Here is an 18154-nt window from a genome sequence, read left to right as displayed (position 1 = left end):
ATGTGGATCTTCAAGGCGCGTCTGATCTGGGGGATCGTGGCCGGAGCGGCCACGCTCGTCCTGGTGGTCACGGGTGCCTTGGTGATCCTCATCGGTGGTCTGGCGAGCACCGAGCAGAGCACCCAGGACCAAGCCGAGTCCGGCTGTGTCGGCGGCACCAACGCGGTCCAGGCGGGCAACCTGGGGCCGGACGGTGAGATCCCCGAGGGCAGCATCGCCGGGTTCAACACCGAGCAGATCCAGAACGCCCGGACCATCGTGGCGGTCGGCAAGCAGTCCGGCGTACCTGCCTACGGGTGGGTGATCGCGCTCGCCACCGCGATGCAGGAGAGCACCCTGCGCAACCTCGACTACGGCGACCGCGACTCGGTCGGCCTCTTCCAGCAGCGCCCGGTCTCCGGGTGGGGTTCGGTCGCCGACATCATGAACCCGGTCAAGTCCGCCCAGGCGTTCTACGGCGTGGCCGCCCACACCGGCAACACCGGTCTCCTGGACATTTCGGGCTGGCGGAAGATGCAGGTCACCGCGGCGGCGCAGGCAGTGCAGCGATCGGCGTTCCCACTGGCGTACGCCCAGCACGAGGACGAGGCGCGGGCGCTCGTCGCCGCCCTCGCCGACGGGGTCTCGGCCGCCGATCTGTCGGCCACCGCGACCGACGTGTCGTGCACGATCGGCATGGCTGGGATCAGCACCAGCGTCGTACGTCCCATCCAGGCCGGCCTCGCGACGGACAACGACAACTACGGCAACTCCGGCTCCAACTGGGCCAACATGCACACCGGCAACGACTACTCCTCGCCGTGCGGCACGCCCGTGCAGGCGGCCCACGGCGGCACCATCGTGATCGAGTCGGGCGGCAGCTGGGGCTGGTCGGGACGCTGGCTGGTGAAGGTGCAGACGGCGCCCGGCAACCTGACCACGTGGTACGGCCACATGCAGTCGCTCTCGGTGGCCGCAGGTCAGACGGTGAAGGCCGGGCAGGTCATCGGGCAGGTCGGCAGCGAGGGCAACTCGACCGGCTGCCACCTCCACTTCGAGGTGCACCCGCACGGCGGCGGCTACCTGCAGGACCAGGTCGACCCCGCGGCCTGGCTGGACAAGAACATCGGCAAGACCCTCGAGGGGACCAAGCAGGTCGGCGCGCTGCCCGGCGCGGGCCAGCCCGGCGCCTCCCCGGCCGCCGTCTCCGGCCCGCAGGTGCGCCTGGCGCAGGCCAACATCAAGGTCTCCCTGTCCCGCTCGAGATACCGCTCCGACCTGGCCAAGGTCATGAAGCACGGGCCCGACTTCGTCTCGTTGAACGAGGCCCAGTCACGTTCGGTCTCCGACCTCTCGGTGCGTGGCTACGGCACCTACCGCGCCTCGGCGGGCGAGTACGGCACCCGCAGCCAGGCCCTCAGTCCGGTCGTCATGTGGCGCACCGACCGCTGGGTCGCGGTCGACAAGGGCACCGTCCAGCTCACCCAGCCGGTCACCGGCGTCAAGAACGACAACAGGTACGCCACCTGGGTGGTCCTCGCCAGCAGCGACGGCTCCGGGCGCATCTCGGTGATCTCGACCCACACCATGACCTCGCCCGCCAACAGCCCGCAGGCGCGCCAGGACGAGGCCCAGCGCGGCTTCGCGAAGCTGGCGGGGCTGGCGCAGGGACTGCAGAAGTACGGCCCGGTCCTCGTCGCCGGCGACCTCAACTCGCCCTACCCGCGCAACGGCGGCAACGGGGACCCGTGGGGTCCGAAGCCGTTGATGACCAAGGCCGGGATGACCTCCTCCTTCGAGACCCTCGGCGCGCCCCCGCAGGGCTGGGCCACCCACGACGGCGGCGGCACCATCGACTGGCTCCTCGGCTCGAGCTCCACCGCCACCTCCACCCGCCACGCGACCTTCAAGCTGGAGTCCGACCACCACGGCCTGGTGGGCGACTTCAACATCCGCGGCCAGTAGCGCCTGCGCCACGTGTAACACGTCGTTCGTAGGACTACTCGCCCTATTGGAACGACCGGATAGTCCTACGAACAGCGTGTTACACCGCGCGGACCCCACCGGCCCGCCGCGCGATCCCACCTACCGCAGGGGATAGCGTTGACCTCATGAACGACGCGGTGGAACGGGCTGAGAGCACCGTCGCCGCGATGGCGGAGTGGCTCGCCGGAGGCGGGCCGGAGCACTGGGTCGTCGAGACCTCGGGGTCCACGGGCAAGCCCAAGCGGGTGATGCTCTCGCGGGAGGCCGTGAAGGCGTCGGCAGCGGCGTCGGCGCGACGGGTCGGGGCGAGCGGGCAGTGGCTGCTGACGCTGCCGGAGTCGTACGTCGCCGGGGCCAACGTGATCGCCCGCTCGCTGCTTGCGGGGTTCGAGCCGGTGATCGCCGCCGCCCACGGTTCCTTCGCCGAGGCAGCGGGGACGATGAACGACGGGCCTCGGTTCGTCTCGATGGTGCCGACCCAGCTGCACCGGATCATCGAGTCGGGCGGGGACGACCTCGCCGCGCTGGCCGGGTTCCACACGCTGCTGCTTGGTGGCGGCCCGATCGACCCGTCGCTGCGCACCAGCGCCGAGAACGCCGGGGTCAACGTCGTCGCCACCTATGGCTCCGCCGAGACCTGTGGCGGGTGCGTCTACGACGCGATGCCGCTGGACGGGGTCGGGATTGCGATCGGCACCGACGGCCGGGTACGGATCAGCGGCCCGACGCTCTTCGACGGCTATCAGGACGACCCCGAGCAGACCGCGAACGCCCTGGTGGACGGCTGGTTCCTCACCTCCGACGCAGGCACCCTGGACGAGGACGGCCGGCTCCGGATCCTCGGTCGGGTCGACGACATGGTCATCACCGGCGGCGTGAAGGTGCCGGCGGCGCTCGTCGCCAGAAGGCTCCGCGAACACCCCGCGGTCGAGGCCGCGGAGGCCCTCGGCGTCCCCGACGAGGAGTGGGGCCAGCGGTTGGTCGCCTTCGTCGTCGGCGACATCGACGCCGCTGACGCCCGCGACTGGGTCGCTGCGGAGCACCCCCGCTCCTGGGCGCCACGACAGCTCGTCGCGCTCGACGAGATCCCGCTCCTCGGCAACGGAAAGCCTGACCGGCAGGCCCTGCTCGCGCTGGCCACGACCAACGAGGCGGAGCCCCGATGACCGACCATCCGCACGTCTTCGCCCTTCCGATGACGACCCGCTTCCGTGGGATCACCGAGCGCGAGGGCGTCGTCTTCGCGGGCGCAGGCGGGTGGGGCGAGTGGTCGCCATTCCTCGACTACGACACCCCCGAGATCGAGCCCTGGCTGCGCTGCGCCGAGGAGGCGGCCGCGGGGGACTGGCCGACGCCCGTGCGCGAGACCGTGCCCGTCAACGCGACAGTGCCGGCGGTCGGTCCGGAGCGTGCCCACGAGATCGTGACCCGCTCCGGCTGCACGACCGCCAAGGTCAAGGTCGCCGACCCGGGCCAGAGCCTGGCCGACGACATCGCCCGCGTCGAGGCGGTCCGGGACGCCCTCGGCCCGGCCGGCAAGGTGCGGATCGACGTCAACGGGCTCTGGACGGTCGATGAGGCGCTCGCCGCGATCGGGGTCCTCGACCGAGCCGCCGGCGGGCTCGAGTACGTCGAGCAGCCCTGCCCCACGGTCGAGGAGCTCGCCGACGTACGCCGCAAGGTCGAGGTCCTGATCGCCGCGGACGAGTCGATCCGGCGGGCCGCGGACCCCTATCGCGTACGCGACCTCGAGGCCGCCGACGTGGCGGTGCTGAAGGTGCAGCCGCTGGGCGGCGTACGCGCCTGTCTGCGGATCGCCGAGGACATCGGGCTGCCCTGCGTGGTCTCCTCGGCGCTGGAGACCTCGGTCGGGATGGCCGCGGGGATCGCGCTCGCGGCCGCGCTGCCGGAGCTGCCCTACGCCTGTGGGCTCGGCACGGTCTCGATGCTCACCGACGACATCGCCGCCACCCGGCTGCTTCCCTCCGGTGGGTTCCTGCCGGTGCTCCCGGCCTCGCCCGTGCCCGAGCGCCTGCTCGCCGACCCGGCGCTGGGGGCCGATCCGGAACGTACGGAGTTCTGGCGCCGGCGCCTGGCCGATGTCCTCGCCTACCGGGAGACCCTCCGATGACGGGAGCACGCATGGCCACCGCAACTGAGCTTGCCCGGGCGGTCGTCACCGCGCTCCTCGAGGCGCGGGTCACCGACATCGTCATCGCGCCCGGATCACGCAACGCGCCGCTGTCGTTCGCCGTCCTCGACGCGTCGCGAGCGGGGCTCGTACGCCTCCACACCCGGATCGACGAGCGCTCCGCCGGCTTCTTCGCACTCGGCCTGACCAAGGTCGGCTCGCGCGCCGCGGTGATGTGCACGTCCGGCACCGCGGTCGCCAACCTGCACCCGTCGGTGCTCGAGTCCGCTCACGCAGGGGTGCCGCTGGCCATAGTCACGGCCGACCGGCCGGCGCGGCTCCGCGAGACCGGCGCCAACCAGGTCACCGACCAGGTCGGCATCTTCGGCCGGCTCGTGGAGACCCTCGACCTGGCCGGGGCGCCCGACGAGAACGACATCGCCGCCCTCGACTCCGCACGCGGCCCCGTCCACTGGAATCTCCAGCTCGACGACCCGCTGACCCCGCCCGACCGCTGGCAGCCGGGAAAGATCGAGGCCCGCCCGGCCCCGGCACGTCCGGAGCTGCTGATCCACGAGTCGATCTCGACAGGCGCCGGGACGCCGCACACGGTCGTCGTCGCCGGTGACGACGCCGGCCCGCCCTCCCGGGTCCTCGCGCAGGACGGCGGCTGGCCGCTGCTCGCCGAGCCCTCCTCGGGTGCGCGCACCGGCGACAACGCCCTGCGCTCCTACCGACTGCTGCTCGAGTCACCGCTCGCCGAACGGATCGAGCGCGTCGTCGTCTACGGCCACCCGACCCTCTCCCGGCCGGTCGCCAACCTCCTCGCCCGCGCTGACATCGAGGTCATCGCGGCCCCGGTCGAGGGTGTCTGGCCCGCGCGTCCGTTCCGGGTCGACCGCACGATCCGCACCCGGCTCCACGTCGAGGGCGAACCGGATCCGTTGTGGCTGGAGGAGTGGCGCGAGGCCGACCGCGACCTCGGTCGACGCGTGGACCGGCTGCTCCACGAGCAGCAGGAGATGACGGCGTACGACGTCGCCGGCTGTGTCGCCCGCGCCCTGCCCGACGGTGGGCTGCTGATGCTCGGCCCCTCCAATCCCGTACGCGACCTGGACCTGATGATGCGGCCCAACCGCGTCGGCGGGCGACGGAAGGTGCTGGCCAACCGCGGCCTGGCCGGCATCGACGGCATCGTCTCCACCGCGATCGGCGCCGCCGCCGGCCGCGATTCGTCGACGCGCGCGCTCGCGCTGATGGGCGACGTGACCTTCCTGCACGATGCGGGCGGCCTCCTGCTCGGTCCCGAGGAGGTCCGTCCGGACCTCACCATCGTCGTCGCCAACGACGACGGCGGCTCTATCTTCGCCTCCCTCGAGCAGGGCGCCGACGACTACGCCGACAGCTTCGAGCGCCTCTTCGGCACCCCGCACGGGACCTCGCTCGAGGCGCTCTGCGCGGCCCACCGCATCCCGCACCTCGCGGTCACCAACGTGCCCGAGCTCGAGGCCGCCCTCGCCTCCCCGAACGGCGGCATCGAGGTCGTCGAGGCAGTGGTCTCCCGAGACGGCCGCCGGGAGCTCGACCTGGCCATCCGCGCCCTCGCTCGATCCTGAGCCGCCGCCCCGGTCGGCCGTGGCACAGTGTGCCCGTGACCGAACAGCCACAGTGGCCGGGCGTCGTGCCCTACGTCGAGTACTACACCGGCGCGAAGCGCATCCTGGTGCTCCACCTGACCAGCGGAAACAAGATGCTGGCGAACAACCCCGGCAAGCTGCCGCCGATCGCGAGCATCGACGGCCGCCAGTACGTCGTCTACTGGGGCACCGTGTCCTTCGAGATCCCGGCCGAGCGGGCCTGCCACGTCAGCGTTCACGTCGAGGGCAACTCCCTCCAGCAGGCCGCCACCGTTCTGCTGGCGCCCGGCGCGGAGCCGGTGCAGCTGACGTACGCCACCCACTACACCTCCGGCGTCGGGACGCTGACGCTGTCGTGAATCAGCGTTCGTCGACCTGAAGAATGTCACCGGGCTGACAATCGAGTACGTCGCAGATGGCGGTGAGCGTCGAGAAGCGGATCGCGCGCGCACGGCCGTTCTTGAGGATGGACGCGTTGGCGAGTGTGATTCCGATACGGTCGGCGAACTCGGTGAGCGTCATGCCGCGTTCGTCGAGAAGAGTGCCGAGGTGCACCCTGACGCGATGGTCGTCGGTCATACGGTGAGAGCCACCTCCTCCTGCAATGACACTCCTCGGTGCATCACGCGACTGAAGGTCAGGGCACAGATTCCCAGGACGAGCGGCGCCCAGTCCGGGCCGCCGATGCTGGCGACTTCCAAGGTCCACGTCAGGTCGAGCGTGGGCGCAGCGGCAGAAGCGATGAAGATCCCGTTGCCGATGTCGGTGCCGATCGGGCCGATGATCGCCATCCCGATCAGAAACCATCCAAGGGCGCGCAGCATCCGGGCCGGTTCTGCGGTGAAGATGCCGTCCCGGCGGGCGACCTGGATGGCCCGGCGAGCGAACAGGCACCCTCCACCCAGGAGTATCAGGCCGAGGATTGGCCCGATCGATGCAGCCCACTGCATCGCCCAGCTCGGATGAGTGGTGCAGAACATCGTTCCCGACGACTGAACGCTCGAGCCTGGCTTGGCGAGGGGCTCACCGGTTGCATCGCCCTCCGAGCCTGTCATGAACGAGTCGGCCTCGACACAGACATGGTCGGAGAACCGGAGCACCCCGGCGTTCTCGGCCTTCCCGAACAGATGAAGGACCGTGATCACCACGCAGAACAGGGCGAACGCGACGATCAGCGCGAAGATCAGGTCGACCAGGGTGCTCAGCGGCGCGAGCGGATCGCGTTCTCGGGCGGGTCTCGGATCACGTGTGGGGTGCGACACGTTGGCTCCTTATTGTTTTTCGATGTTGTCGATAAACGATAAGGCGCGACCCGTCGGGCTGCCCCGTAATCGGAAGATTTCCCCACGTTGGCGGAGATTCCCACTGCTCCGGAACGTGGGGCGCCTCAGCCGGCGTGGGGAAATCTCCGTTGCTGTGGGGAGATCGGGGACCTCAGGCCTGCCAGTAGGGGTCTCGGCCGATGAAGCCTAGGAGCTGCTCCTGCGGGGTGGCGTCGGCCGGGACTTCGACCCTGGGACCGAACTGGCCGGAGGCGCGCATCGCGTCCTCCATGGCCGCAGCGCCGGCGAGCATCGCCGCAGCACGCTCGGCGCCTAGGTCATAGTCGCGCCCGAGGGCGCGGGACAGGTCCCAGGAGTGCATCCAGATGTCGGGCGTGTAGATCTCGGACAGCGCCACGTCGAGCGGCTTGTCGCCCATGTGCGGGTTGGAGATCATCCGGCCGGCGGGGTCGTCGAAGAGCCCCTGGATGTCGGCGGTGTGCGTCTTCCAGGCGGCGACCGGGTCCGCGGCGATGTCTATCGGCGCCAGCTCCAGGCCGGCCGACCCGCGAAGGAAGTCGCGTGGCCACTCGATCAGGTGGGTGACGACGTCGAGGGCGGTCCATGCCGCCACCGGGCTGGGGCGAGCCCAGTCCTCGGCGGCGGCGGAGCCGACGACCTCGGCGAACCGTGCCGCGTCGTACGCGTGCTGCTCGCTCATGCTCAGACCGGGGGCGTTCACGAGAGCTCCGCGAGGAGCTCGTCGAGCTGCTCGTAACCCTCGAGGACGCCCTTCTCCATACCGCTGGCCATGATCGCGGCCTGGGTCTCGAAGGACTCTACGACGCTGAGGCCGGTCAGCCGGGTGCGTCCGCCGGGGAGCGGCTCGAGCGTGAGGAACTCCAGCGAGGCCCCGTCGGGTGCGCCGCGCCAGGTGAAGGTCTGGACGATGCGCTCGTTCTCGCGCACCTCATGGAAGCTGCCGAAGAACTGGGTGAACTCGTCACCGTCGCGTTCGGCGGAGTAGGCCCAGGAGCCGCCGGTGCGGAAGTCCCACTCGGTGATGTTCATGTCGATGTCGCGCGGGCCGAGCCACTTGGCGTACAGCTCCTTCTCGGCGTGGGCGCGGAAGACGAGCTCCGGGGGAGCGTCGAACTCGCGGACGATGGTGATCGTCGGGGTCTCCTTGGAGGCCTCGATCGTGGTCTCGTGCTTCGTGGTGGTCATGATGCGTCCTCTGCTCGTGATGATTGTCGTGATGGAGTGCTGTCCTGCATCTCGGCGAGGAGTGCGTCCAAGCGCTGGTAGCGCTCCTCGGCCTGCTGCTGATATCTCTCGATCCACTTGGTCATGAGGTCGAACACCTCCGCTTCGAGACGTACGGGCGCGCGGCGCGACTCCCGGCTCACCAGGCCGGCATCTTCGAGCACCTTCAGGTGCTTGGAGACCGCCTGGAGGCTGACGTCATAGGGTGCCGCCAGCTCGCCGACCGTCGCGTCCGCGGACGAGAGCCGGGCGACCAGGTCGCGCCGGGTCGGGTCCGCCAGTGCCGCAAAGACTCGGGAGAGTCTGTCCTCGCTCATCTCGTACTCCTCAACCATTCGGTTGACAATGAGGCTAGGCTGCCGCGTCTGAGTTTGTCAACCATCAGGTTGAGTAACTTGCTTACCAGAAAACATTCCCCGGGGGACATCGGTTGCGGCACCATGTTTTCCCAGTGCAAGTCTCCTCCTCGGGAAAGGCCTAGCCCCCATGAGTCCTTCGCGCCGTAGATCCATGAGAGCGACCGCTGTAGCAGCCGGTCTCCTCCTTGCCATCTCCCTCTCCCCGACCCAGTCCGCCGGCGCCGCCGAGAAGGACGACCGCCGTCTCACCCAGAATGCGAGGTCCCACGGCGTCACGGCGGAGCACGGCGCGTACGTCGGCTGGTCGACGCCCGGCTCGAAGGCCACGGGCGGCACCGCCAACGACACCCCGATCACCGCGCAGGCGTCGGTGTCCGGCATCGACGTCTCCGGCCACCAGGGCAACGTCGACTGGGCCTACTGGTGGGGACAGGGGAAGCGGTTCGCCTACATCAAGGCGACCGAGGGCACCTACTACCGCAACAGCACCTACTTCCCGCAGCAGTACAACGGCTCCTACAACCAGGGCTTCATCCGCGGCGCCTACCACTTCGCCAACCCGTCCGACTCGGGCGGCGCGGCGCAGGCCGACTACTTCGTCAACAACGGCGGCGGCTGGTCGGCCGACGGGAAGACCCTTCCCGGGGTGCTCGACATCGAGTACAACCCCTACAGCGGCGGCACCTGCTACGGCCTCTCCCAGGCCTCGATGCGCTCGTGGATCGCGGCGTTCCTGGACCGCTACCGCGCCCGCACCGGCCGCGACGCGGTCATCTACACGACCACCGACTGGTGGACGACCTGCACCGGCAACACCTCGCAGTTCGCCGCCGCCCACCCGCTGTGGATCGCGCGCTACGCCAGCTCGCCGGGCACCCTGCCCGCCGGCTGGGGCTACTACACCTTCTGGCAGTACACCTCGTCACCGTTGGACCAGAACACCTTCAACGGGGCGTACGACCGCCTGCAGGCGCTCGCGCGCGGCTGATCCTTCCGGGGTGGACCCCCGGCCCTCACAGACCCAGCTGGGTCTTCCAGGAGCCGAGGCCCGGGGTCCACTCGAAGACCCGACGCTCCGCGATCAGCCCGACTGCGAGGAACGGGTCGTCGTCCAGGGCCTTCTCGACCGCGGCGACCTCGCCCTCGAAGACGAGCAGGCCGGAGCCGTCGGAGGTGGGGCCGGAGAGCAGCAGGTTGGGCTGGCTCGCCAGGAACTCCCGGTGGGCGCCGAGGTGCTCGGCGCGTACGTCGGGGAGGTCGTTGTAGGCGTACAGAACCGCGACGAGGGCCATCAGAGGTCAGCCCCGTCCGCGAGACGTACGTAGCCGCGCTCGGCCGGGATCAGGTTGCCGGCCTGGGTGTCGAAGACCCCGGAGCCGAACTCGGAGTAGACCCGGTCGTGGATCGCGACGGTCTTGGAGGCGCCGACGGAGCGGGCGAAGTCGATCAGCTCGGCCGAGCGAGCCCACGGCGCGGAGACCGGCAGGAAGAGTACGTCCACGGCCTGGCCGGGACCGTCGAGCGCGTCGCCCGGGTGGAAGATCTTGGTGTCGCCGGCCTGGATCAGGTAGCCCGAGTTGTCGAAGTGGGGCATGTCGGCGTGGATGACCGCGTGCTTCTCGTTGATCGCGGTGACCGGGAGCCCGGCGTCGAACGACTGGCCCGGCTCCACCACCGTGGTCCGCTCGTGCACCGCGGGAGCGCCCTTCTGGATCTGCGCGGCGACCGCGCCGATGGTGTAGATCGGGGCGTCGCTGCCCTCCAGGAGCGCCGGGTTGTAGTGGTCGGGGTGCTCGTGGGTGATCAGCACCGCCGTCGCGCCGTCCAACGCCTCGGGCTCGGCGAACACGCCCGGGTCGACGACCACCACCGCCCCATCGTGCTCGATCCGGACACAGGAATGGCCGAACTTCGTGATCCTCATGCCGCCGAATCTATCGCGCGTGGACTAGACGTCGGAGCGGACCATGTTGGCGAGCCACAGGCCGAGGAAAGCAGGAAGGAGTACGCCCCAGCCCATCTGCACCGCGGAGTCCTCGGGCAGCGCGATCACGCCGATCATGGCGATGGCGCTCGGCAGCGCCCCCGAGACGATCGCGATGCTCGTCTCGACGGCGGGATGGTTGCTCCGGGAGTAAGCGAGGTAGAGGCCCATCGCCGCGGCCGCCACGGCGTAGAGGATCGTCAGCACCGCGGCGATGACCAGCAGCTTGTAGGCGCCCGGGGCATCGTCGGGACGGTCGCCCAACCACGCGATCGCCGACCAGAAGCCGTAGCTGTCGCCGTCCTCGCTGTCGTCGTGGACGATCCGGTACGCCGGCACCGAGATCATCGCGACGATCAGGACCGGAACCACGAGCAGCTGCGTACGTGCCAGCCGGTCGGCGGTCTCCTCTCCCTCGCGCAGGGCTGAGCGGATGAGGCCGTCCGAGTTGTCCATGAACGGAGGTTAAGACAATGCGTCCCGAATGGGGACGAACTTGGCCTGGGTCTCGGCCAGCTCGGTCGCCGGGTCGGAGCTCGCCACGATGCCGCAGCCGGCGAAGAGGCGGGCGGTGCGGTCGTCGATCATCTCAGCCGTACGTAGCGCGATGCCCCACTCGCCATCGCCGGTGGCGTCCATCCAGCCGACCGGGCCGGCGTAGCGGGCACGCTCCATCGACTCGATCTCGGAGATGAGCTCGACGGCGTCCTCGCGCGGGGTGCCGCCGACGGCAGCCGAGGGGTGCAGGGCAGCGGCCAGATCGAGCGAGCTGACCCCGTCGCTGGCGACACCGGTGATGTCGGTGGCCAGGTGCATCACGTTGGGGAGCTTGAGCACGAACGGCGCGTCGGGCACGTTCATCGAGGAGCAGTGCGGCTCCAGTGCGTCGGCGACCGACCTGGCGGCGTACTCGTGCTCCTCGAGGTTCTTCGAGGACTCGGCCAGCGATGCGGCGAGGGCGTGGTCGAGGTTCTCCTCGCCGGTGGGCCAGATCGTGCCCGCGAGCACGCGGGAGGTGACCAGGCCGCGCTCGCGACGTACGAGGAGCTCGGGGGTCGCGCCGAAGAGGTCGTCGACGTGGAACGTCCAGCAGGTCGGGTACGCAGCGGCCAGCCGCCGCAGCACGGCGCGGATGTCGATCGGGGCGCTGGCCGCGGCCAGCAGGTCGCGGGCGAGGACGACCTTGTCGAGGTCTCCGTCCTGGAGCCGGGCGACGGCGTCGGCGACGATCCGCATCCAGTGCTCGCCGTCGACGTACGCATCGGCGAAGACGACGTCGCGCGGCGCCTCCGGCTCGGGCATCGGAGTCAGTGGAGGAGGGGGTGCGGCGGCCGGGCCGACGGTGGTCACCCAGGCGACGTCGCCGCGCTTCCCGACGACGACCGCGGGCACCTTGAGCACGGAGAATCCCGGCAGGTCCGCGAAGGCGAAGGAACCGAAGCCGACCAGGCCGGTGCCGGGCTCGCCCACGGGGTCAGAGACCGTCGAGACCGCGGCCAGCTCCTCGAACCACTTCGCCGCGTGCGCGAACCGCTCCGGTCCGGACGTACGGATCTCGGCGGCGGTGCCCCAACCGACCAGGCCTTCGCCGTGGCGGACCCAGGACAGAACGCGCCTGCGGGCGGGCAGCAGCGCGAGCAGGTCGTCGAGCGTCTCCGACCCGGCATCGAGTGCCACGGTGGTGGCTACCAGGGAACGCTGCTCAGACTCATCCACACCCCCAGGGTATCGGCGTGGTGTCGGCGAGGACGAGTCGAAGTGATGTATGGCATCCGCCCCAGTTGCCATTCATCACCATGTGGGTTGTAGCGTGCGCTTGCGTGAGTACCAACAAAGAGCAGTCGTTCATCGCAGAGAACGGCATCACCCTCGGCATCATCGCCTTGGCCCTCTTCGTCGTGCTGGGCGTAGGCCTGCCACGGTGGGTTGGCGACTCCGAGTCCCACTCGAGTGCGAAGATCACGCTCCCGGAGACTCTGTCGGGCGGCTACAAGCCGGCGGACAAGAAGTCCTCCTACGATCTCGACGTGATCAAGAAGCAGGGCGCGTCCGAGGAGCAGCTGGACCTGTTCATCAAGCAGAACGCGGCCAGCTCGAAGACCGAGGACCGCAACGTGTCCGACGCGCTCGGGTTCTCGATGGCCTCGCGCACCTACATCACCAAGGACATGAAGAAGTCCGTGATGGTCCGTGCCTTCGCCGGTGACGGCAGCGCCTACTACGGCGGTGGCGAGGTCTCCAAGGTGGGAGACAACGTCTGCTACTCCAGTGCCGACCAGCAGACCGGTCAGACCCAGGCGACCTGCTCGCACGCGTCCAACGACCTGACCGTCCAGGCGACCGCTGCATCGAAGAAGGACGCGGCGAAGTACGCCGACGAGATCTTCGAGAAGCTCGCCTGAGTTCGGTCCCGGACGCAGACCGAGACAGAATCAGCCCGTGACCCGAGCAGATCTGGACAAGCAGCCCGGCGAGGTTCGTCGGATGTTCGACGCCGTGGCCAAGCGCTACGACGTGACCAACGACGTGCTCTCGCTCGGCCAGGACCGACGCTGGCGACGCGAGGTCATCAAGGCCGTCGACCCGAAGCCGGGCGAGCTCGTGCTCGACCTCGCCGCCGGCACCGGCACCTCGTCCCAGCCGTTCCTGGACGCGGGCGCCGAGGTGGTCCCGACCGACTTCTCGATCGGGATGCTCCAGGTCGGCAAGGAGGCGAAGCCCCACCTGCCGTTCACGGCCGGCGATGGCACCAAGCTGCCCTACCGCGACGCGACCTTCGACGCGGTGACGATCTCGTTCGGCCTGCGCAACATCGTCGACCCTGCGGCCGGCCTGCGCGAGTTGCGCCGGGTCACCCGCCCCGGCGGCCGGATCGTGGTCTGCGAGTTCTCGCACCCGACCTGGAAGCCCTTCCGGACGGTCTACGTGGAATACCTGATGAGGGCCTTGCCACCGGTCGCACGAGCGGTATCGTCCTCCCCGGACGCCTACGTCTACCTGGCCGAGTCCATCCGGGCATGGCCCGATCAGGCAGGCCTCGCCGCCATGCTCTCCGCGGCGGGTTGGCAGGCTCCGACCTGGACGAACCTCTCGGGTGGAATCGTCGCACTTCATCACGCAACCGCTTGATCTCTGCGAAAGTTCAACTATGACCACGACGTTGCCATGGGACGGCATCTTGATGCCTCGCGAGGCCTACGGACCCGCAGCGGTCAAGGCCAGGGACTCACTCACCGACGCGGCCGCACAGGGCGACTGGCGCCGCGCGCTCTCGCAGGTGCGAAACGACTACACCGTCGGCGTCAACACCTGGAAGATTGGCGGCGAGTCGATGTTCACGCCGCTCCACCACGCCGCCTACCTCGGTGCGCCGCGGGAGACCGTCCAGGAGCTGCTCACGCTGGGTGGGGTCAGGTCCCTGCCCACCGCCCACGGTGAGACGCCCTACCAGCTCGCCAAGCGACGCGGTCACGACCACCTGCTCGACATGCTCGACCCCTACTTCCGCCCCGGCACCCCGCTCGGTGACAACCTCGAGAACGTCAACCTGCACGTGAACACGACGCTCGCCGAGCTGACTGCCGAGTTCCGTGGCGAGCACCAGCTGCGTACGTTCGACGTACGGCTCATCTCCGAGGAGGGCGGCCCCGACGAGGCCTGGTTCACCGCCCCGGGGATGTACGGCGGCATCCGGATCGGCATGTTCTGGGGCCGTGCCCACCTGGAGTACAACTCCCGCATGGGCGACTCCTACGCCGTCGTCGGCCCGGAGGGATCGGCCTACGTGAGCCGTTCCAAGCGCGCCCTCCCCGCCCTCCCCGGCCGCTGATCAGTTCCTCGGTAAACCCCTCGGGGTTTCCGGGTTTTCGCTGTACGCCAGCCCATGGTCGGTCACACTCCGTCCGTGGTGCACTCATGGACCGTGACCCGGGAGGGTCAGCGGCAACTCATTCGGGCGGCGAGAAGGGTCTCGCTCTGGACGCGAGGAACGCTGGTACGTCACGTCCTGATCGCCGTCGGGTTCTGGTTGGTCCTCGTCGTCCCGTGGGTGCTGAACGACGATTCCAGAATTATCGGCAGGCTGGACCGGATCGGGCTGTGCGTGCTTGGGGTGGTTGCTCTCGTGGTTTCTGTCATGTGGCTGATCGCCCACAGGCCGACCATCGCCAAACAGATCGTCGCTGCCTATCCGGTCGGCAAGGTCGCCTTCTCCGAGACGGATGACCGCGGATTCCGGATTGCCCATGCTCTCGGGGAGACCTCCTGGCGCTGGGACCAGATCGGCAGCGTGCGGAGCAACGCCGATGTGCTCGGCATTCCTGATCGGTTGGTCGTACGCCCCGACCAACCCCCGCCTGGGCTGATGCCGCCGTCGAGCGTATGGGTGCCTCGCGAGCTCCTGGCTGACACAGTGCTCCTACGCCTCGGGCTTCCGGTCGTCGGCAAGACGCCGGAACGGACGCAGGATGGGTTTCCGCGCGGTGTCGCGGTCACGGCGCCACGCACGTGGCTCGTGACGACTGCCTCTCAACGCAGTCTGGCGCACGGCGCCTGGTTGGCGCTGATCCTCGAACCGAAGATCCTGACAGTGCAGATTCTCCTCGCAGCCGGGGCAGTGGGGCAGACGGTCTTTGCGGTCGGGATGGTCCTGGACGGGTATGACATGGAGTGGGCGACCCTTCTACTCCCGGCTCTCTTCGCCTGGAACATCTGGGCGTCCTGGTGGACATCGCGTCGCCAGATCCGAACTCTCTTCCCCGTCGGATTCAGCGCATCGCTGCAGATCGAGGACGTGGGCATGCGGGTGCTGACTGCACAGGACGAACAGGTGATCCCGTGGAGGATGTTTCAGGAGTCCCGGATTCGGGGAACCGCCTTCACCTATCCGAACCCGGTCCAGTCGATGGCTCGCGAGACCATTCCAGCGCCGTTGGTTCCTGATGACGTCTTGAGGCGGCTCGGATGCCGCCAGGTCGGCACACAGCTTGCGGCGTCGGAAGGTGTTCCCGCAGGCCAGTGACTGCGTTTGGCGTGGGCTGGGCGTTCAGTTGCCGACGGATGAGAGGGTCAAGGCATGCCTGACGCTCGCGAAGACTTGATCATCGACCTGAACCCGCTCCCGGACGAGATCGGCGGCCGGCTGAGGGCTCAACTGGAGTTCATCGCCGAGGCCGACAAGCTCAAGACGATCCTGCGCGCCTCGCCGTTGGCTGCGGCCGACCGGCGTGAGAACGACGCCGAGCACTCCTGGCACCTGGCGCTGATGGTGCTGCTGCTGGCGGAGTACGCCGACGAGCCGATCGACGTCGGGCACGCGATCAAGCTCGTGATCATCCACGACATGGTCGAGATCTACGCCGGGGACAGCCCGGTCTTCGACCCCGCCGCGATCGTCGACCAGGTCGAGCGCGAGATCGCTGCCGCCGAGCGGCTCTTCACGATGCTGCCGCCGGATCAGGCCGGTGAGATTCGCGCCCTGTGGGACGAGTTCGAGGCTGCTCAGACCCCCGAGGCGCGCTTCTGCAAGGCGATGGACCGCCTCGAGCCGATGCTCCTCAACTGGCTCAACCGCGGCGGCACCTGGGGCATGCCCGGTGCCACCGAGTCCACGGTCCGTGCACGTGAGGCCGGCGTCGTCGCCGCGTCGACCACCCTCGGTGCCGCTACCGACGCCATCGTCCGTGCGGGTCTAGCCAAGGGCTGGATCCGCCCCGACCCCGACTGAGCCCAATCCCGCCGAGTCGGCGCGTCCTGACGCGAGATCAGGTCGAGTCGGCTCGTCATAACGAGCCGACTCGGCAGGCCGGGGCCCGGCGGTCCCATTGGGTGATCAGCAAACGGGGATATTCCCTCCTGGGTATCCAGTACGCTGTGGCGACTTTGGGCTGCGGGGACGCTGAGGGAGCCGCTCGTGGACGTGGATGTGGTGCCGGGATCCGTGACGCACTGGACCGTCACGATCGACGATCAGCGGCGGCTCAAGTCGGCCATGGTGGGGATGCGGCTGCGAAGCTGGGCCTACTGGGTCCTGGCGTTGGGTCCGCCCGTGTTGCTGATCGGTGCCCTCTTGTTCGGCATCCATGATCCGAGTCTTGGTCCGGGACTCGTTAGCGGGGCCGTCGAACTCGGGATGACGGTCGCTGTCGGAGTCGTCATTCTAGCGTTCTCGCTGACGACGCCGCTGTGGATAGTCTCTCGCCGAGTGGAGCGCGAGTTTCCTGTTGGAGCCACTCTCGTCGCATGGGCGACGGAGAGCGGGTTGGGCATGCGTACGCTCAGGCGACTCGCCTTCTATCCCTGGTCGCGGCTGACGCAGATCGAGGCGGGGCCGGTGCTCGTGCGGTGTCGGCAGGACGGTCCGAAGACGCTGGCCGTACCGGCGTATCTTCCGGCCGGGCCTGATGAGGTGGCGCGGTCGGTCGACTTTCCGGCCCAGCTCATCGGGCCGGCGATCAGACGCGAGTTGGCAGCGAGGGCAGGCCGGGGGTCGGCGGAAACCCCGGTGCTGAGGGAGCCGATCGTCGTCGATCGTGTACTGCGGTGGCGGCTTGTCCGGGCGTGGCTGCGGGCGCAGGTCGGCATTACGGGATGGTTGCTCCCGACCGTGCTCGTTCTCAACATCCCGCTCTTGCTGGCCGGTGGCTCCTACCGGATGATGGCCCTCTGGTTGGTGATCGTGTCGCTCAACCCCCTCACCTGGCTGCTCTCCGGGGAGGGCCGGATGTCCGGGATGTACCCCGTCGGCGCCAGCGTCGTCGGCTCGATGGGCCAGTGGCTCGAGATCCAGGGACCGTGGGGAAGCGTTGCCTGGCCCCCGGGGTGGTTGAAACTGCGCCGGCTGACCAAGCACACCGTGACGTACGAGATGGTGCAGGTCGGTCCCGACGGAAGGCTGGCGACACAGACCAACGTCGACAAGCGGATCATCGTGATCCCTCGAGCCTTCCTCGACGCGCCGACCCCGGCGGTCAGCGCCGAAGTCTGATCCCGCCACAACCCCGCCATGGCGTGATTCTGCAGGCGTTTGCCGCCGGATGCGGCGCGCATTTCCACCATGGCGCGAAAGTGCCGCGCGCCATTTCGGCAACCCACTTGCAATCCGCCGCAGGAGTGGCAGGATGTGAGTTGGCCCACATTGTGATTCCATTCACAAAGTCTCAAGAAGGGGTGGGTCGCTCAGGGTAGGAGGCGAGATGGAGCTCTACGTGCCGGTGCTCGCGTTGGCGGGACTGGCGACGCTCTTCGCGGTCGGTTCGGTGATCATGAGCTCGGTCGTCGGACCGAGCCGCGCCAACCAGGCCAAGGCGGATCCCTACGAGTGCGGGATCGAGGCCACGCCCCAGGCGCTGGGCGGTCGCTTCCCGGTGAAGTACTACATCACCGCGATGCTCTTCATCATCTTCGACATCGAGATCATCTTTCTCTACCCGTGGGCCGTCAGGTTCGACGCGATGGGATGGTTCGGCCTCGCGGAGATGGGCCTGTTCCTGCTGACGGTGTTCGTGGCGTACGCCTATGTGTGGCGCCGCGGCGGATTGGACTGGGACTGA

Annotated in this window: 22 protein-coding genes; 13 read left to right on the top strand and 9 right to left on the bottom strand. The window is 68.9% G+C overall.

What is annotated here, in order from left to right; translation table 11 throughout:
• The 5 genes from ABTW65_RS26625 to ABTW65_RS26605 all read left to right on the top strand — a co-directional run bounded on the left by ABTW65_RS26625 (position 1) and on the right by ABTW65_RS26605 (position 6092).
• Positions 1 to 1944, top strand: a complete 1944-nt coding sequence (locus ABTW65_RS26625; protein WP_350665811.1) for a peptidoglycan DD-metalloendopeptidase family protein — start codon at positions 1 to 3, stop codon at positions 1942 to 1944.
• 146 nt (positions 1945 to 2090) lie between these two features.
• Complete coding sequence (locus ABTW65_RS26620; RefSeq protein WP_350665809.1) at positions 2091 to 3131, top strand: AMP-binding protein; 1041 nt, start codon at positions 2091 to 2093, stop codon at positions 3129 to 3131.
• Positions 3128 to 4096, top strand: coding sequence for an o-succinylbenzoate synthase (locus tag ABTW65_RS26615; RefSeq protein ID WP_350665807.1), 969 nt, complete (start codon positions 3128 to 3130; stop codon positions 4094 to 4096). Before ABTW65_RS26620 ends, ABTW65_RS26615 begins: the two co-directional genes overlap by 4 nt.
• Positions 4097 to 4107: 11 nt before the next feature.
• Complete coding sequence (menD, locus tag ABTW65_RS26610; protein WP_350665805.1) at positions 4108 to 5712, top strand: 2-succinyl-5-enolpyruvyl-6-hydroxy-3-cyclohexene-1-carboxylic-acid synthase; 1605 nt, start codon at positions 4108 to 4110, stop codon at positions 5710 to 5712.
• A 35-nt stretch (positions 5713 to 5747) separates the two neighbouring features.
• Positions 5748 to 6092 (top strand): hypothetical protein, encoded by a 345-nt coding sequence (locus tag ABTW65_RS26605; protein WP_350665803.1) that lies wholly within the window; start codon positions 5748 to 5750, stop codon positions 6090 to 6092.
• 1 nt (position 6093) lies between these two features.
• Here the strand turns inward: ABTW65_RS26605 and ABTW65_RS26600 are convergent, their stop codons facing one another.
• The 5 genes from ABTW65_RS26600 to ABTW65_RS26580 all read right to left on the bottom strand — a co-directional run bounded on the left by ABTW65_RS26600 (position 6094) and on the right by ABTW65_RS26580 (position 8578).
• A complete protein-coding gene (locus ABTW65_RS26600) occupies positions 6094 to 6312 on the bottom strand; it encodes a helix-turn-helix domain-containing protein (protein WP_350665801.1) in 219 nt (72 codons plus the stop codon).
• A complete protein-coding gene (locus tag ABTW65_RS26595; RefSeq protein WP_350665799.1) occupies positions 6309 to 6995 on the bottom strand; it encodes a DUF2975 domain-containing protein in 687 nt (228 codons plus the stop codon). The genes ABTW65_RS26600 and ABTW65_RS26595 overlap by 4 nt, the downstream gene beginning before the upstream one ends.
• 172 nt (positions 6996 to 7167) lie before the next feature.
• Positions 7168 to 7716 carry a TIGR03086 family metal-binding protein gene (locus ABTW65_RS26590; protein WP_350665797.1) on the bottom strand — a complete coding sequence of 183 codons (549 nt, stop codon included), beginning with the start codon at positions 7714 to 7716 and terminating at the stop codon, positions 7168 to 7170.
• 17 nt (positions 7717 to 7733) lie between these two features.
• Entirely contained in the window at positions 7734 to 8222 is a 489-nt protein-coding gene (locus ABTW65_RS26585) for an SRPBCC family protein (protein ID WP_350665795.1), read from the bottom strand.
• Positions 8219 to 8578, bottom strand: a complete 360-nt coding sequence (locus tag ABTW65_RS26580; protein ID WP_350665793.1) for an ArsR/SmtB family transcription factor — start codon at positions 8576 to 8578, stop codon at positions 8219 to 8221. Before ABTW65_RS26580 ends, ABTW65_RS26585 begins: the two co-directional genes overlap by 4 nt.
• Before the next feature lie 193 nt (positions 8579 to 8771).
• Here ABTW65_RS26580 and ABTW65_RS26575 point away from each other — a divergent pair, with 193 nt between their 5' ends.
• Positions 8772 to 9608 carry a GH25 family lysozyme gene (locus ABTW65_RS26575; RefSeq protein ID WP_350665791.1) on the top strand — a complete coding sequence of 279 codons (837 nt, stop codon included), beginning with the start codon at positions 8772 to 8774 and terminating at the stop codon, positions 9606 to 9608.
• 25 nt (positions 9609 to 9633) lie between these two features.
• Here ABTW65_RS26575 and ABTW65_RS26570 read toward each other — a convergent pair whose 3' ends face one another.
• From ABTW65_RS26570 to ABTW65_RS26555, 4 genes are read right to left on the bottom strand one after another with little or no spacing between them, the layout of a single operon-like run.
• Positions 9634 to 9912 (bottom strand): YciI family protein, encoded by a 279-nt coding sequence (locus tag ABTW65_RS26570; RefSeq protein ID WP_350665789.1) that lies wholly within the window; start codon positions 9910 to 9912, stop codon positions 9634 to 9636.
• Positions 9912 to 10544 carry an MBL fold metallo-hydrolase gene (locus ABTW65_RS26565; protein ID WP_350665787.1) on the bottom strand — a complete coding sequence of 211 codons (633 nt, stop codon included), beginning with the start codon at positions 10542 to 10544 and terminating at the stop codon, positions 9912 to 9914. The genes ABTW65_RS26570 and ABTW65_RS26565 overlap by 1 nt, the downstream gene beginning before the upstream one ends.
• A gap of 24 nt (positions 10545 to 10568) precedes the next feature.
• Complete coding sequence (locus tag ABTW65_RS26560; RefSeq protein ID WP_350665785.1) at positions 10569 to 11060, bottom strand: hypothetical protein; 492 nt, start codon at positions 11058 to 11060, stop codon at positions 10569 to 10571.
• Between the two features lie 9 nt (positions 11061 to 11069).
• Positions 11070 to 12320 carry an isochorismate synthase gene (locus tag ABTW65_RS26555; protein ID WP_350665783.1) on the bottom strand — a complete coding sequence of 417 codons (1251 nt, stop codon included), beginning with the start codon at positions 12318 to 12320 and terminating at the stop codon, positions 11070 to 11072.
• Positions 12321 to 12424: 104 nt separating this feature from the next.
• Between ABTW65_RS26555 and ABTW65_RS26550 the strand changes: the two genes are divergently transcribed.
• From ABTW65_RS26550 to ABTW65_RS26520, 7 genes are all read left to right on the top strand, one after another.
• Complete coding sequence (locus ABTW65_RS26550) at positions 12425 to 13006, top strand: hypothetical protein (RefSeq protein WP_350665781.1); 582 nt, start codon at positions 12425 to 12427, stop codon at positions 13004 to 13006.
• A 37-nt stretch (positions 13007 to 13043) separates the two neighbouring features.
• Positions 13044 to 13733 carry a demethylmenaquinone methyltransferase gene (locus ABTW65_RS26545; protein WP_350665779.1) on the top strand — a complete coding sequence of 230 codons (690 nt, stop codon included), beginning with the start codon at positions 13044 to 13046 and terminating at the stop codon, positions 13731 to 13733.
• Between the two features lie 19 nt (positions 13734 to 13752).
• A complete protein-coding gene (locus ABTW65_RS26540) occupies positions 13753 to 14433 on the top strand; it encodes an ankyrin repeat domain-containing protein (RefSeq protein WP_350665777.1) in 681 nt (226 codons plus the stop codon).
• Between the two features lie 75 nt (positions 14434 to 14508).
• Positions 14509 to 15624 carry a hypothetical protein gene (locus ABTW65_RS26535; RefSeq protein WP_350665775.1) on the top strand — a complete coding sequence of 372 codons (1116 nt, stop codon included), beginning with the start codon at positions 14509 to 14511 and terminating at the stop codon, positions 15622 to 15624.
• Between the two features lie 54 nt (positions 15625 to 15678).
• Complete coding sequence (locus ABTW65_RS26530) at positions 15679 to 16329, top strand: HD domain-containing protein (protein WP_350665773.1); 651 nt, start codon at positions 15679 to 15681, stop codon at positions 16327 to 16329.
• Positions 16330 to 16869: 540 nt separating this feature from the next.
• The gene (locus ABTW65_RS26525) at positions 16870 to 17589 is read left to right on the top strand and encodes a hypothetical protein (RefSeq protein ID WP_350665771.1); all 720 of its coding nucleotides are present in this window, start codon (positions 16870 to 16872) and stop codon (positions 17587 to 17589) included.
• A gap of 208 nt (positions 17590 to 17797) precedes the next feature.
• The gene (locus ABTW65_RS26520; RefSeq protein WP_008356428.1) at positions 17798 to 18154 is read left to right on the top strand and encodes an NADH-quinone oxidoreductase subunit A; all 357 of its coding nucleotides are present in this window, start codon (positions 17798 to 17800) and stop codon (positions 18152 to 18154) included.

This window comes from Nocardioides sp. NPDC127503 (genome assembly GCF_040302165.1).
In the GTDB taxonomy this organism is placed as follows: domain Bacteria; phylum Actinomycetota; class Actinomycetes; order Propionibacteriales; family Nocardioidaceae; genus Nocardioides.
Note: the sequence above shows the minus strand (reverse complement) of the source record. Positions and strands in the feature narration are given on the sequence as shown.

What these genes read in the sequence shown, in the direction of transcription:
- ABTW65_RS26625 (WP_350665811.1), top strand. Translation starts at nt 1, where the DNA reads ATGTGGATCTTCAAGGCGCGTCTGATCTGGGGGATCGTGGCCGGAGCG.
- ABTW65_RS26620 (WP_350665809.1), top strand. Translation starts at nt 2,091, where the DNA reads ATGAACGACGCGGTGGAACGGGCTGAGAGCACCGTCGCCGCGATGGCG.
- ABTW65_RS26615 (WP_350665807.1), top strand. Translation starts at nt 3,128, where the DNA reads ATGACCGACCATCCGCACGTCTTCGCCCTTCCGATGACGACCCGCTTC.
- menD (WP_350665805.1), top strand. Translation starts at nt 4,108, where the DNA reads ATGGCCACCGCAACTGAGCTTGCCCGGGCGGTCGTCACCGCGCTCCTC.
- ABTW65_RS26600 (WP_350665801.1), bottom strand. Translation starts at nt 6,312, where the DNA reads ATGACCGACGACCATCGCGTCAGGGTGCACCTCGGCACTCTTCTCGAC.
- ABTW65_RS26590 (WP_350665797.1), bottom strand. Translation starts at nt 7,716, where the DNA reads ATGAGCGAGCAGCACGCGTACGACGCGGCACGGTTCGCCGAGGTCGTC.
- ABTW65_RS26585 (WP_350665795.1), bottom strand. Translation starts at nt 8,222, where the DNA reads ATGACCACCACGAAGCACGAGACCACGATCGAGGCCTCCAAGGAGACC.
- ABTW65_RS26580 (WP_350665793.1), bottom strand. Translation starts at nt 8,578, where the DNA reads ATGAGCGAGGACAGACTCTCCCGAGTCTTTGCGGCACTGGCGGACCCG.
- ABTW65_RS26575 (WP_350665791.1), top strand. Translation starts at nt 8,772, where the DNA reads ATGAGAGCGACCGCTGTAGCAGCCGGTCTCCTCCTTGCCATCTCCCTC.
- ABTW65_RS26570 (WP_350665789.1), bottom strand. Translation starts at nt 9,912, where the DNA reads ATGGCCCTCGTCGCGGTTCTGTACGCCTACAACGACCTCCCCGACGTA.
- ABTW65_RS26565 (WP_350665787.1), bottom strand. Translation starts at nt 10,544, where the DNA reads ATGAGGATCACGAAGTTCGGCCATTCCTGTGTCCGGATCGAGCACGAT.
- ABTW65_RS26560 (WP_350665785.1), bottom strand. Translation starts at nt 11,060, where the DNA reads ATGGACAACTCGGACGGCCTCATCCGCTCAGCCCTGCGCGAGGGAGAG.
- ABTW65_RS26540 (WP_350665777.1), top strand. Translation starts at nt 13,753, where the DNA reads ATGACCACGACGTTGCCATGGGACGGCATCTTGATGCCTCGCGAGGCC.
- ABTW65_RS26530 (WP_350665773.1), top strand. Translation starts at nt 15,679, where the DNA reads ATGCCTGACGCTCGCGAAGACTTGATCATCGACCTGAACCCGCTCCCG.
- ABTW65_RS26525 (WP_350665771.1), top strand. Translation starts at nt 16,870, where the DNA reads ATGCGTACGCTCAGGCGACTCGCCTTCTATCCCTGGTCGCGGCTGACG.
- ABTW65_RS26520 (WP_008356428.1), top strand. Translation starts at nt 17,798, where the DNA reads ATGGAGCTCTACGTGCCGGTGCTCGCGTTGGCGGGACTGGCGACGCTC.